The 13152-nt window shown below is 67.0% G+C and carries 14 protein-coding genes; 8 read left to right on the top strand and 6 right to left on the bottom strand.

Annotated features, from left to right (window positions below):
* Together G6N43_RS21510 and G6N43_RS21505 are read left to right on the top strand one after the other, a co-directional pair.
* Complete coding sequence (locus G6N43_RS21510; RefSeq protein ID WP_083157409.1) at positions 1-1104, top strand: cystathionine gamma-lyase; 1104 nt, start codon at positions 1-3, stop codon at positions 1102-1104.
* Between the two features lie 61 nt (positions 1105-1165).
* Entirely contained in the window at positions 1166-2293 is a 1128-nt protein-coding gene (locus G6N43_RS21505) for a D-alanine--D-alanine ligase family protein (protein WP_083157410.1), read from the top strand.
* Here G6N43_RS21505 and G6N43_RS21500 read toward each other — a convergent pair.
* Both G6N43_RS21500 and G6N43_RS21495 read right to left on the bottom strand, forming a co-directional pair.
* Complete coding sequence (locus tag G6N43_RS21500) at positions 2290-2889, bottom strand: DUF3515 domain-containing protein (protein WP_083157411.1); 600 nt, start codon at positions 2887-2889, stop codon at positions 2290-2292. The genes G6N43_RS21505 and G6N43_RS21500 overlap by 4 nt on opposite strands.
* A 9-nt stretch (positions 2890-2898) precedes the next feature.
* On the bottom strand, positions 2899-3141 hold the full coding sequence (locus G6N43_RS21495; protein ID WP_110810561.1) for an Lrp/AsnC ligand binding domain-containing protein: 243 nt from the start codon (positions 3139-3141) through the stop codon (positions 2899-2901).
* A 73-nt stretch (positions 3142-3214) separates the two neighbouring features.
* Between G6N43_RS21495 and G6N43_RS21490 the strand changes: the two genes are divergently transcribed.
* On the top strand, positions 3215-4171 hold the full coding sequence (locus tag G6N43_RS21490; protein WP_083157413.1) for a thiamine-phosphate kinase: 957 nt from the start codon (positions 3215-3217) through the stop codon (positions 4169-4171).
* Positions 4172-4199: 28 nt separating this feature from the next.
* Entirely contained in the window at positions 4200-4883 is a 684-nt protein-coding gene (locus G6N43_RS21485; protein ID WP_083157414.1) for a uracil-DNA glycosylase, read from the top strand.
* A gap of 76 nt (positions 4884-4959) precedes the next feature.
* Here G6N43_RS21485 and G6N43_RS21480 read toward each other — a convergent pair whose 3' ends face one another.
* Positions 4960-5280, bottom strand: coding sequence for a hypothetical protein (locus G6N43_RS21480; protein WP_133056539.1), 321 nt, complete (start codon positions 5278-5280; stop codon positions 4960-4962).
* Positions 5281-5336: 56 nt separating this feature from the next.
* Positions 5337-5531, bottom strand: coding sequence for a 50S ribosomal protein L28 (gene rpmB / locus G6N43_RS21475; RefSeq protein ID WP_083125945.1), 195 nt, complete (start codon positions 5529-5531; stop codon positions 5337-5339).
* Between the two features lie 223 nt (positions 5532-5754).
* Between rpmB and G6N43_RS21470 the strand changes: the two genes are divergently transcribed.
* From G6N43_RS21470 to G6N43_RS21460, 3 genes are read left to right on the top strand one after another with little or no spacing between them, the layout of a single operon-like run.
* Positions 5755-7386 (top strand): fatty acid kinase ATP-binding subunit FakA, encoded by a 1632-nt coding sequence (locus G6N43_RS21470; protein ID WP_083150020.1) that lies wholly within the window; start codon positions 5755-5757, stop codon positions 7384-7386.
* Between the two features lie 2 nt (positions 7387-7388).
* Positions 7389-9653: an ATP-dependent DNA helicase RecG gene (gene recG, locus G6N43_RS21465; protein ID WP_083150019.1), complete on the top strand. Its 2265-nt coding sequence runs from the start codon at positions 7389-7391 to the stop codon at positions 9651-9653.
* Positions 9650-10357, top strand: a complete 708-nt coding sequence (locus G6N43_RS21460) for an HNH endonuclease family protein (protein ID WP_083150018.1) — start codon at positions 9650-9652, stop codon at positions 10355-10357. Before recG ends, G6N43_RS21460 begins: the two co-directional genes overlap by 4 nt.
* A gap of 9 nt (positions 10358-10366) precedes the next feature.
* Here G6N43_RS21460 and G6N43_RS21455 read toward each other — a convergent pair whose 3' ends face one another.
* Both G6N43_RS21455 and G6N43_RS21450 read right to left on the bottom strand, forming a co-directional pair.
* Positions 10367-11212, bottom strand: a complete 846-nt coding sequence (locus tag G6N43_RS21455; protein ID WP_083150017.1) for an aldo/keto reductase — start codon at positions 11210-11212, stop codon at positions 10367-10369.
* A gap of 5 nt (positions 11213-11217) precedes the next feature.
* Positions 11218-12051, bottom strand: coding sequence for an aldo/keto reductase (locus G6N43_RS21450; protein WP_083150016.1), 834 nt, complete (start codon positions 12049-12051; stop codon positions 11218-11220).
* On the opposite strand from G6N43_RS21450, the gene G6N43_RS21445 reads away from it, so the two are divergent.
* The gene (locus G6N43_RS21445) at positions 12050-13147 is read left to right on the top strand and encodes an alpha/beta hydrolase (RefSeq protein WP_083150015.1); all 1098 of its coding nucleotides are present in this window, start codon (positions 12050-12052) and stop codon (positions 13145-13147) included. The genes G6N43_RS21450 and G6N43_RS21445 overlap by 2 nt on opposite strands.
* Positions 13148-13152: the final 5 nt, after the last annotated feature.

Genomic DNA, 13152 nt, shown 5'->3' with positions numbered 1-13152 from the left:
ATGGACGGCCGATACGGCGATTCCACTCGGAGCGTCAAAGCGGTTGGCTCGGAGCCGATTCCGGGTAACCCGGTTGTCTCGCCCCCGGTACCCGCGTCGACGTTTCATCTGTCGCTCGATGATTCAGAGTCATTGGACAAGTACGGACGCTACTCGAATCCCACGTGGCGGCAACTGGAATCGGCACTGGCCGAACTGGAGGGCGCCGCAGCGGCGTTGGCGTTCGGCTCCGGCATGGCCGCCATCACCTCGGTGCTGCGGGTTCTCGCGAAGCCGGGACGCAAGCTCGTCGTACCCGCCGATGGATACAACCAGGTTCGTCGCTACGCCCGGGAATACCTTGCACCGCAAGGGGTTACCGTCGTCGAGGCGACCAGCTCGCAGATGTGCGCCGCGGCGTCTGACGCCGATATCGTGCTCGCCGAGACGCCGGCCAACCCCGGCCTCGATGTCGTGGACCTTCACCGGTTGGCAATGGACTGTAGGAGCAGGGGCTCGACGCTGATCGTCGACAACACCACCGCGACGCCGCTCGGTCAGCAACCGCTGTCGCTCGGTGCGGATCTGGTGGTGGCCAGTGCGACCAAATCGCTGTCGGGGCACAGCGACCTGATCGCGGGATATGTCGCAGGCAGCCACGAGGAGTTGATGGCCGCGGTGGAACAGGAGCGCTTGCTCGCCGGCCCCATCCTCGGGCCCTTCGAAGCGTGGCTGTTGCTGCGGAGTCTCGGCAGCGCCGGACTGCGGTTCGAACGGCAGTGTCAGAACGCCCAGGCGCTCGCGGTGACGTTGGCCGGCCATCCCGCGGTCAAATTGGTCCGCTATCCCGGATTGCCCGATGATCCGTCTCATCCGGTCGCGACGCTGCAGATGAGGCGCTTCGGCGGGCTGATCGCCATCGAGTTGGAGGACGCCGAAGCGGTCAACGAACTCGTCGAGCGCAGCGCACTGCTCATCTCGTCCACGAGTTTCGGCGGCATCCACACCTCGCTGGACCGCCGGGCCCGCTGGGGTGATTCGGTCAGCGACGGCTTCGCCCGCATCTCGCTGGGCATCGAGGACACCGACGACCTGATCAGCGATTTCGAGCAGGCGTTACGGTGAAATCGCAGGTCAGCCTACTGACACCGCCCCTACCGGGCCTGAGCGGTAGCCTCTCTAGGTTGTGACTGCCCGCAAGGAATCCGCTGCAACACGACGCATCCGCGTCGCCGTCGTCTACGGCGGACGCAGCTCTGAGCACGCGATTTCCTGCGTTTCCGCAGGCAGCATCCTGCGCAATCTCGATCCGGAACGCTTCGAGGTGGTCGCAGTAGGCATCACCCCCGACGGAGCGTGGGTGCTCACCGACGCCGAGCCCGACGCTCTCGCCATCGCCGACGGACAGTTACCGCACGTCACCGACGCGTCGGGCAAGCAACTGGCCCTCGCAACCGATCCGGGGCACCGGGGCGAACTGCTGTCGCTCGGCCAGGGCGCGGGGGAGGTGCTGGACACGGTCGACGTCGTGTTCCCCGTCCTGCACGGCCCATACGGTGAGGACGGCACCATCCAGGGGCTGCTCGAGTTGGCGGGCGTGCCCTATGTCGGTGCGGGCGTGCTCGCCAGTGCGTCGGGCATGGACAAGGAGTTCACCAAGAAGCTGTTGGCGGCCGAGGGTCTGCCGATCGGCCCCCACGCCGTGCTGCGTCCGCGCCAGGAGACGCTGGACTTGTCGGAGCGCGAACAACTCGGGTTGCCGGTGTTCGTCAAACCGGCCCGCGGGGGATCGTCGATCGGGGTCAGCCGCGTGACGGCATGGGATCAACTGCCTGCGGCCATCGAGCTCGCTCGGCGTCACGATCCCAAGGTCATCATCGAGGCCGCGATCGTCGGACGCGAATTGGAGTGCGGGGTACTGGAATTCCCCGACGGCCGAGTCGAAGCGAGCACCGTGGGCGAGATCCGCGTGGCGGGTGTCCGCGGCCGTGAGGATTCGTTCTACGACTTTGCGACCAAGTATCTCGAGGACGCCGCGGAGCTCGACGTGCCCGCGAAGATCGATGACAGCCTCGCAGATGAGGTCTGCCAGTTGTCGATTCGCGCCTTCCACGCCATCGACTGCCAGGGTCTGGCCCGCGTGGACTTCTTCCTCACCGACGACGGGCCGATCATCAACGAGATCAACACGATGCCCGGCTTCACCACCATCTCGATGTTCCCGAGGATGTGGGGCGCCAGCGGTGTCGACTACCCGACGCTGTTGGCCACCATGGTCGAGACCGCGCTCAAGCGCGGAACGGGCCTGCGCTAGCGCACCGGCGCGGGGTCAACATCCTTGGCAGGCAACAAATTTGCGATCACCCGCGAGATCTCCTGAATCGGCGTCGGTCCCGAACCCGGGGGCAGCGTCAGCGCCACGTAGACGGGGCGGTCGACGGCGAACCACGTGCTGCGCCCGTCGTCATCCGCCCCGGTTTCACCCGCCCCTGCTTCACCCACCCCGGTTTCACCCGCCCCTTCTTCGCCCACCCGGAACCACGACACCGCATCCACGACCTGCAGCGGGCTGCCGAGGACGAACTCCGCGGGCCGCTCCACACCGCACCGCAGCACCACCGGCTCACCGTCCGGTGTCGCGCGCCACGCCGCAGCTCCGGAGGGTGCGGGTTCGGCCACCGTCGCACGCCGGTAGTCGTCGAGCCGCTCAGGCAGCGCCTCGACCAGTTCCAGGCACTGCGCGCTATCGGCCTGCGGGGCGGGGATTGTGACGATCGCGACAGGCTGTTCTGGGACGGGACGCTGGCGCAGGGCCACCACGACCAGGATCGTGACGATGGCGCCGACGGCCACCACGATTGCCGCGATCAGCAACGCCCGGGGCGGGCCGTCACGGGTCTCGGTGTCCACTCCCAAACTTTATGGGTGCGCCCCGTCGGCGATCGGGCAGGTCAACGTCCTGGTGATGCCGGCGACCTGCTGAATACTCGGCACAACGCTGGACTGCAGCTCATCGAGGGTTTCCGAGCCGATTCGCACCACCACGTCGTAGGGACCGGTGACGTACTCCGCGGACAGCACTCCAGGCAGGCCGGCGAGCTGCTTGGCGATCACTTCTGCGCGGCCCACCTCGGTCTGGATGAGCATAAACGCCTCGACCACCCGGCTGTCCTCCCTCCTGGCTGCATAGACTCCGCCGCAGGGACCAAACGTACCGCAGCGCAGGGGAGGTGACATGACGAGTGAGCAGCCCCCCGAGACTCTTGCCGGAGTGGGCGAGTTCGCCGTCATTGACCGGCTTGTCGCCGGCCGTCAACAACCCGATGTGGTGGCGTTGGGCCCGGGCGACGACGCCGCGGTCGTGCGGGTCAGTGATGGGGCGACGGTGGTGTCGACGGACATGCTCGTCGAGGGAAGCCACTTCCGGCTCGACTGGTCCACCCCCCACGACGTCGGCCGCAAGGCGATCGCGCAGAACGCCGCGGACATCGAGGCGATGGGTGCGACGGCCACCGCATTCGTCGTCGCATTCGGGGCGGGGGGTGATACGCCCGCTGCGCAGGTCGTCGAGCTTGCCGACGGGCTGTGGTACGAGGCGCGGTTGCTCGGCGCGGGCATCGTGGGCGGTGACCTGGTGACGGCGCCGCAATGGGTGATCTCGGTGACCGCGCTGGGGGATCTGGGCGGCCGCGAGGCGGTCCGACTCGACGGCGCGCGCCCCGGCGACCGCGTGGCCATCATCGGCGACGTCGGCTGGTCAGCAGCCGGATATGCGTTGTTACGCAACGATATTGACGGCTTCGACACTCTCCGTCGTCGTCACCTGGTGCCGAAGCCGCCGTACGGGCAGGGCCGCGTCGCGTCCGAGGCGGGTGCGACGTCGATGACCGATGTCTCTGACGGGCTGGTCGCCGATCTCGGGCATATCGCGCGCGCATCGGAGGTGGGCATCGACCTGTCGACGGATTCGCTGCGGGCAGACCACGATCCACTCACCGAGGCGGCGGCCGCCGCGGCGACGGACCCATGGGGGTGGGTGCTCGGCGGAGGCGAGGATCACTCGCTGGTCGCGACGTTCCCTGGCGCTGTGCCCGCGGGTTGGCGGGCGATCGGGCGGGTGCTCGATGGCCCGTCGCGCGTACTGGTCGACGGCGAGCAATGGCGCGGACACGCGGGTTGGCAGTCGTTCTGAGTGCCGACGCACGCTAAGTTGACCCATCGTGGGTGCACGACCGCTGACAGAACTCGTCGATGAAGGCTGGGCGCGCGCGCTGGAGCCGGTGGCGCCTCAGGTCGCACAGATGGGAGAGTTCCTGCGCGCCGAACTCGCGGCGGGTCGTCGATACCTGCCCGCCGGTCAGAATGTGTTGCGGGCCTTCACTTTTCCGTTCGACCAGGTTCGCGTGCTCATCGTCGGTCAGGACCCGTATCCGACGCCCGGCCACGCCGTCGGCCTGAGCTTCTCGGTGGCACCGGAGGTGCGGCCGTTGCCGCGCAGCCTGGCCAACATCTTCACTGAGTACACCGACGATCTGGGCCATCCCACGCCCGCGACCGGCGATCTGACGCCGTGGGCCGAACGCGGGGTGATGCTGCTGAACAGGGTGCTGACCGTCGCGCCGGGAACGCCGGCGTCGCATCGCGGCAAGGGCTGGGAGGCGGTGACCGAGTGCGCGATCCGAGCGCTGGTCACGCGAGGGCAACCCCTTGTCGCGGTGCTGTGGGGGCGCGACGCGTCGACGCTGAAGCCGATGCTCAACGGCTCCGATTGTGTGGCCATCGAATCCCCGCATCCGTCGCCGCTGTCGGCGTCGCGGGGCTTCTTCGGGTCGCGACCGTTCAGTCGCGCCAACGAGCTACTGGAGAAGTTGGGCGCCGACCCGATCGACTGGCGCCTTCCCTAGTTGCCGAGTGCACGCTTGTTTACGACGTTCACGGCGTGTCGCGTACAACAAGCGTGCAGTCGGCGCCCCGTGGCGGCTATCCGACGCCGGGGATCGGCGGAGGTGACGGGATCGGCGGGGGTGAGGGGATGGCCGGCGGCGACGGGATGTCGGGCACCGGAATCTCGACGGTGTTGTCGCCATCAGTCGTCGGCGGCAGCTCCGGAGCCGGCGCGACCGTGGTTTCGACGGTCGTCGTCTCGACAGTCGCCGAGGTGGTCTCGGTCGTTGTCGTCGTCGTGGTGGTTGTGGTCTCTTCGTCGGCCTTGTCGCTGCTACACGCCGTCAACAACGAGGCGACCGCAGCGCCGGAGGCTAGTGCGAACAGAGCTGTTTTGGATACACCGCGGGATGTCATGCCGCCACGGCTACCCGCCCGCCCGCTGGGGCTAAACCGTCAGCGCCGTCAGCGCTCTAGCCGCGCGAGACCTTTCCGGCCTTGATGCAGGACGTGCACACGTTGACACGCTTCTTGTTGCCGCCGGGATGGGTCACGGCGCGCACAGTCTGGATGTTCGGGTCCCACCGACGGCTGGTCCGGCGATGGGAGTGCGACACCGACTTGCCGAAGCCGGGGCCCTTCCCGCAGATATCGCACACGGCAGCCATATGTAGAACTCCTCGAATCAGTACTTGGGGGTCTGGGTTCCCGCCGCGACCGGCGGCGGTTCGACCGACAACCTGATCAGGATACCGGCCACCACGAGTATCACCAAAATGGTCTCCACAGGCGGGAACGTTCCGAAGGGAGCTGTCAGCGGCAGTGGATAGGCTTGCGCGCACGGCGGCACCCCGAGCCAGCGGGTGTCGCCACGGTGGGCTGGAGGTGGGCATGTCGAATAGGCGGCTCGACGCCTCCGCATTGCGGGACTGGGCACACACCGCCGTCGGCGACCTCATCACCCACACCGACGAGATCAACCGTCTCAATGTCTTCCCGGTCGCCGACGCCGATACCGGCACAAACATGCTGTTCACGATGCGTGCGGCGTGGGAGCAGGCCGACGCGCTGGCGGGGTCCGACGACGTCGCGGAGGTGGCAGCCGCCCTCGCCCGCGGCGCGCTGCGGGGCGCGCGGGGCAACTCCGGGGTCATCCTGTCGCAGATTCTGCGTGGGTTCGGCGACGTCACCGCCTCGGCGGCCGCCGATCGCGGTGGCGTGCTCGCCGATATCGGCGGACCGCTGTTCGGGGCCGCGCTGCGGCATTCGGTCGGCCTGGTCGTCACCTCGATGGGTGAGACCGTGCCCGGCACCATCGTCTCGGTTTTGCAGGACGCGGCTGGTGCCGCCGAGGCCGCCGTCGCCGACGACGCCGGGCTGGCCGAGGTGGTGGCGGCCGCCGCCGATGCCGCGGCCATCGCCCTCGACAAGACGACCGGACAGCTCGACGTTTTGGCCCAGGCCGGCGTGGTGGACGCCGGCGGTCGGGGACTGCTGGTACTCCTGGACGCGATGAGCGCCACCCTGACCGGGCACGTCGCGCGCCGCGCGGAATACGTGCCGTCTCCGCCGCACGACCACATCGCCCAGCCCGACGCGTCGGCGGCGCCTCAGTTCGAGGTGATGTACCTGCTCAGCGGCTGCGACGCCGCCGGTGTGGAGACACTTCGCGGCAAACTCGACCAGCTCGGGGAGTCGGTCGCGATCGCGACGACAGCCGGCGCAGGGCAGTACTCAGTGCACGTGCATGCCGACGATGCCGGCGCCGCCGTCGAAGCGGCCCTACCGCTGGGCACGCTGAGTCGCATCCAGATCACGTCGCTGACAGGTGGGGGTGCGTGGCCCGCCGGGGGATTCGCCAGAGACCGGGCCGTGCTCGCCGTCGTCGACGGTGCGGGCGCCCACGAGCTGTTCGCCGGCGAGGGCGCGCACGTGCTGCAGCTCGACGCCGGTGCGCCCGTCAGCGCCAAGGACCTGCTGCACGCGTTGGTCAACACCGGCGCGGCGCAGATCATAGTGCTGCCGAACGGATACGTCGCCGCCGAGGAACTCGTGGCGGGCTGCACTGCCGCGATCGGTTGGGGCATCGACGTGGTGCCGGTGCCGACGGCGTCGATGGTGCAGGGCCTGGCCGCACTGGCCATGCACGAGGCCGACAGGCAGGCCGTCGACGACGGCTACACGATGGCCCGCGCCGCCGCTGGGGCCAGGCACGGATCGGTGCGGGTCGCCACCGAGGAAGCGCTGACGTGGGCGGGCACCTGTCAGCCCGGCGACGGGCTCGGCATCTCGGGTGACGAGGTGCTGATCGTCGGAAGGGACGTCGCCGAGGCCGGCGCCGGCCTGATCGACCTGCTCTTGGCGGCGGGGGGTGAACTCGTCACGGTGCTCACGGGCGCGGGCGTCGACGCGTCGGTGGGTGAGGCGTTGGCGCAGCACGTCCATCGCGAACACCTGGGCATCGAACTCGTCACCTACCACACCGACCACCGCGGCGACGCGCTGCTGATCGGCGTCGAGTAGCCGTGGCCAAGCTGACCGACCGGCTCGACTTCGTCATCGGCAAGAAGTCCGCCGCTCCGCTGGAAGAGCACTTCGGTATCCGCACCGTCAACGACCTGCTGCGGCACTACCCGCGCAAGTACAGCGATGGAATGAATGTGCTCGGAGAGGGTGACGAACTCGAATTCGAAGAGGGCGAGCACGTCACGTTCGTCGACCACATCACCGCCACCCATGTCGGCGACATGAAGCCGCAATTCGACAAGAGGACGAAGAAGTTCCGGTCGCGCAAGTGGCTCCGCGTCACGCTGGGACACCGCAAGCCTGAGGTCACGGCTACCTTCTTCAACGCCGACTGGATGATCGACAAGCTCGACAAGGGCACCCGGGTGATGCTGTCCGGCGAGGTTGGATACTTCAACCGCACACTGCAATTGACCCATCCCGCCTTTCTCGTGCTGAATGCCCCGGGCGGCAAGCAGATCGGCACCAAATCACTCAAGACCATCGCGTCGACATCGGGTGACACCGAAGACGACCTACTGAAGGCCTTCGAGCGCGAGTTCTTCCCGATCTACACGGCCAGCGCCAAGGTGCAGAGTTGGGACATCTATGCGTGCGTGCGCCAGGTGCTCGACGTTCTCGATCCCATCGATGAGCCGTTGCCGGAATCGTTTCTGCGCGAGAACAATCTGATCGGCGAGGACCAAGCCCTGCGTGCGATCCACCTTGCCGAAAAGGCGTCGGAACGCGACGCCGCGATCACTCGCCTGACCTATGACGAGGCCATCGGGCTGCAATGGGCGCTGGCGCAGCGCCGGTTCGGCGAGTTGAGCGAGGCAGGCCCCGTCGCTGAGCCCATCGACGACGGTCTGGTCGCGGCGATGCGTCACCAGATGCCGTTCGAACTGACGGCAGGCCAAAAGGAAGTCCTCGAGACGCTGTCCGCCGAACTGGCGTCGAGTCGGCCGATGAACCGGATGCTGCAGGGTGAGGTCGGCTCCGGCAAGACCATCGTGTCGGTGCTGGCGATGCTGCAGATGGTCGACGCGGGCTATCAGTGTGCGCTGTTGGCACCCACGGAAGTCCTTGCCGCCCAACATGCCCGCTCGGTTCGCGACGTTCTCGGCCCGCTGGCGATGGCGGGGCAGCTCGGCGGTGCCGAGAAGGGGACACGGGTCGCGCTGTTGACGGGATCGATGACGCCACAGCAGAAGAAGCAGGTGCGCGAGGAAGTCGCATCGGGTGAAGCGGGCATCGTCATCGGTACACACGCGCTGCTGCAGGATGCGGTCGAGTTTCACCGCCTCGGCATGGTCGTCGTCGACGAACAGCACCGATTCGGCGTCGAACAACGAGATCGCCTGCGCGCCAAGGCTCCCGAGGGCATCACCCCGCACCTGCTCGTGATGACCGCGACGCCGATACCGCGCACCGTCGCGCTGACCCACTACGGCGACCTCGAGACGTCGGTGCTGCGCGAACTGCCGCGGGGTCGACAGCCGATCACCACCAACACCATCTTCCTCAAGGAACGTCCGACGTGGCTTGACCGGGCGTGGCAACGGATCACCGAGGAGGTGGCCGCCGGACGACAGGCGTACGTCGTCGCATCCCGCATCGACGAGGGCGACAACGGGGGTAAGAAGGGCGCGGCCAAGAAACGCACCCAGGAACAGGGCCCTCCTCCGACGACCGTCGTCGAACTGTTTGAGCGGCTGCGCGAGGGCCCACTGTCGGGACTGCGGCTCGGGCTCATGCACGGTCGACTGTCGGCCGACGAGAAGGATGCGGTGATGGCCGCGTTCCGGGCGGGCGAGATCGATGTCCTCGTCTGCACCACCGTCATCGAGGTCGGTGTCGACGTGCCCAACGCGACGGTGATGCTCGTGATGGATGCCGACCGCTTTGGCATCAGCCAGCTGCACCAGCTGCGCGGTCGCATCGGCCGGGGCGAACATCCCAGCCTGTGTCTGCTCGTCACCAAACTCCCGGAGAGTTCGAAGGCGGGGGAGCGCCTCAAGGCCGTCGCGTCGACGCTCGACGGGTTCAAACTCGCCGATCTCGACCTCGCGGAGCGGCGCGAGGGAGATGTGTTGGGCTACAACCAATCCGGGCGTCCCGTGACATTGCGTTTCCTGTCACTCTTCGAACATCTCGATCTCATCCTCACCGCGCGCGATTTCTGCAATGCGCATTACGAGAAGAATCCGGACGACCCGGGAATGGCGGCGTTGGCCGCCCCGTTCGTCGACACCGACCGCATCGAGTATCTGGAAAAGGCGTGAACCGCAAGCGTCTGCTGTGGCTGCTGGCGATCGTTGCCGTCGCGGTACTGGTCGCCGTTCAGGCCACCCATTCGTCGATCGAGCGATCGCAGTTCATCGCCAGCGCAGACACCCCCACGCTCGAACCGGGAGTCGACCCGCTCGCGGGTATCGCCGTCATACCGCTGCGCATCCGCGGCTACGACTATCGGCGGGATGCGTTCGGCGACAGCTGGACCGATGACAACCCCGCACCCGGCGGCCACAACGGGTGCGACACTCGCAACGACATCCTCGACCGCGATCTCGTCGACAAGACCTACGTGTCGATAAAGCGATGCCCCACAGCCGTCGCGACGGGTCTGCTGCACGATCCGTACACCAACGCAGAGATCGCCTTCACGCGAGGCGAACAGACCGGCGCGGCGGTGCAGATCGACCACATCGTGCCGCTTGCGCTGGCGTGGGACCTCGGGGCGCGTTACTGGACCGATGAGCAGCGGCTGAGGTTCGCCAACGATCCGGCGAATCTGTTGGCCGTGGCCGGCGGGGCCAATCAGGACAAGGGCGATCGCGAGCCCGCCAGTTGGATGCCGTCCAACACGGCGTTCCGGTGCCAGTACGCCATTCAGTTCATCGAGGTGCTGCGCGGGTATGCGCTGCCCATCGACGCGCCTTCGGCCACGGCGCTGCGTGATGCCGCGGCGACGTGCCCAACCGGCTGAACTGAAAAGTCAGGAACCCGTGTAGGTTTCGGGATCCGGCCGGAAGCGGGTGCCGTCGTTCAGGCCGTTGAGAGTGGCCATCTCGTCGTCGGTCAGCTCGAAGTCGAAGACCTCGATGTTCTCCTTGATCCGCTCGGGCGACTTGGAGCGCGGAATGACGATGTTGCCGAGCTGGATGCTCCACCGGATGAGCACCTGCGCCGGCGTCTTACCGTGCGCCTGCGCCACGGATCCGATCGTCGGGTTGTCCAACAGATTGCCGACACCCAGCGGGCCGTAGGCCTCCGTGACGATCTCGTGTTCGGCGTTGACCGCACGCAATTCCGCCTGATTCAGCAGCGGGTGCAGCTCGATCTGGTTGACCGCAGGCGGGAAGTACGACAGGTCGATGATGTTCGACAGATCCTCGGCGTGGAAGTTGGCCACACCGATCGACCTGGTGTCACCATCTTGCTTGCGCTTCATCATGCCGCCCCAGGCATCGACGTACCGGTCGGGGTTACCGGCCGGCCAGTGGATGAGGTAGAGGTCGACGTAGTCGAGGCCGAGCCGTTCCAGGCTGGCCTTCAGTGCGTCCTGCGAGGCCTGGAAGCCCTGTTCATCGGTGGCCAGCTTGGTGGTGACGTACAGCTCTTCGCGCGGAATCCCCGATGAGGCGATCGCGCGGCCGACGGCCGCTTCGTTTCCGTAGGCCTTCGCGGTGTCGAACAACCGGTAGCCCGCCTCCAAGGCGGCACTCACCGCCTGTTCGGTTTCGGCCTCGGAGAGTTCGCCGACGCCGAGACCGATCACTGGGAGGCTGTTGCCGTCGTTGAGCGCGACGGTCGGGATTACCGCGCCGGGCGATTGGATCATGACACCTAACCTGTGAAATCGAAGGTCCGTGGATCGGGACCCAACCGTTTGCCGCCCTCGCCAAGCGAGGAAATGGACGCCATGTCCTCCTCGCTCAGTTCAAGATCGAACACGTCGAAGTTACTCACAATTCGTTCGGGGGTCACCGACTTCGGGATGACTATATTGCCGAGTTGGATATGCCACCTAATCAGTACCTGGGCCGGTGTCTTCCCATGGCGTTCGGCGACCTCGGTCACCTTGGGGTTGTCCAGCAGCGCACCCTGTCCGAGCGGGGCCCACGCCTCCGTCGCGATGCCCATCCGCTGATGCACCTCACGCAGCTCTTGCTGTTGGAACAGGGGATGCAGCTCGATCTGGTTGACGGTCGGAACGATGCCCGTGGCGTCGACCAGGATCTTCAGGTGCTCGGGCTCGAAGTTGCTGACGCCGATAGAGCGGATGCGACCTTGATCACGTAGCTGCGCGAACGCCTTGAAGGTGTCGACGAACGTGTTGCGCGCCGGCAGCGGCCAGTGGATCAGATAGAGGTCGACGTAGTCGAGACCGAGTCGCTCGGCGCTCTTGTCGAAGGCCTTCAGCGTCTTGTCGTAGCCCTGCTCGGAGTTCCACAGCTTCGTCGTGATGAACACGTCCTCGCGCGGCAGACCGGACGCCGCGAACGCCTGGCCCACACCGCGTTCGTTACGGTAGGCCGCAGCGGTGTCGATGTGCCGGTATCCGGCCTCGAACGCGATGCTCACCGCACGTTCGGTTTCTTCAGGCGGTGTCTGAAAAACGCCGAATCCAACCTGCGGGATCGCATTACCGTCATTGAGCGTGATCAAGGGAGAGGCCATGACGAAGAGTCTGCCAGTTCAGCAACCGCGGGTCCTCAGCCGCAAGGAGACGATCCTCAATTCGGCCGCCGGCTTCACCCTGCGCGCGTTGCCGCGGATCCCGAACCCGGTCAAGCGCGCGATGCTCGGCGGCAAGTCCATCACTATCGACGGCAACACCCTGGACACCACGCTGCAGTTGATGCTGGCCGGCCAGCGTGCGGTCGGCATCACGGGATTGGTGACCGACGATGAGGTGCCCATCGCCAGGGACAACCTCGAGATCCTCAGCGCCAGCTTCAAACAGCACATCCCGGTCGCCGCGGTGACCAATCTCTCCATCCCCAGTCCCGCGGGCGAGATGCGCGCCAGGCACTACCGGCCGGTCGACGGCGACGGAGCCCCGCTGCTCGTCTTCTACCACGGTGGCGGCCACGTCATCGGGAGCCTCGACACCCACGACGACCTATGCCGGAAAATCTGCCGGGAGGGGCGGATGCATGTGCTGTCGGTCGACTACCGGCTTGCCCCGGAGCACAAGGCCCCGGCAGGTGCCGACGATGCGCTGGCGGCTTTCCAATGGGCACTCGACAACGCCGCCGAGTTGGGCGCCGACCCGGACCGCGTCGCGGTCGGGGGCGACAGCGCGGGCGGCAACCTCGCGGCGGTCGTGGCTATGCGCGCCCGCACCGAGGCGTCACGCCTGCCCGCCGTGCAGCTGCTCTTCTACCCGGTGGTGAACTACCGCGACGAGACGCGTTCCCAGATCCTGTTCGCCGAGGGGTTCTTTCTCACCAAGAACGACATCGACTGGTTCAGCGACCAGTTCCTCGACGGCGCGGACGTCGACGCGTCCGATCCCCGGGTGTCGCCGCTGCTCGCCGACGATTTCTCCGGTCTGCCACCCGCACTGGTGCTGACCGCCGGCTTCGACCCGTTGCGCGACGAGGGCAGGCAGTACGCAGAGGCGATGCGCAAGGCGGGCGTCGCCGTCGACTACCGGGAGTTCGGTTCGCTCGTGCACGGTTTCGCCAACCTGTTCGCGCTGGGAGGCGGCAGCGCGACCGCCACCGCGGAGTCGATTTCGGCGCTGCGCGCCCATCTGGCCCGCAGGTGACGGAC

This window comes from Mycolicibacterium moriokaense, assembly GCF_010726085.1.
Taxonomy (GTDB): domain Bacteria; phylum Actinomycetota; class Actinomycetes; order Mycobacteriales; family Mycobacteriaceae; genus Mycobacterium; species Mycobacterium moriokaense.
Note: the sequence above shows the minus strand (reverse complement) of the source record. Positions and strands in the feature narration are given on the sequence as shown.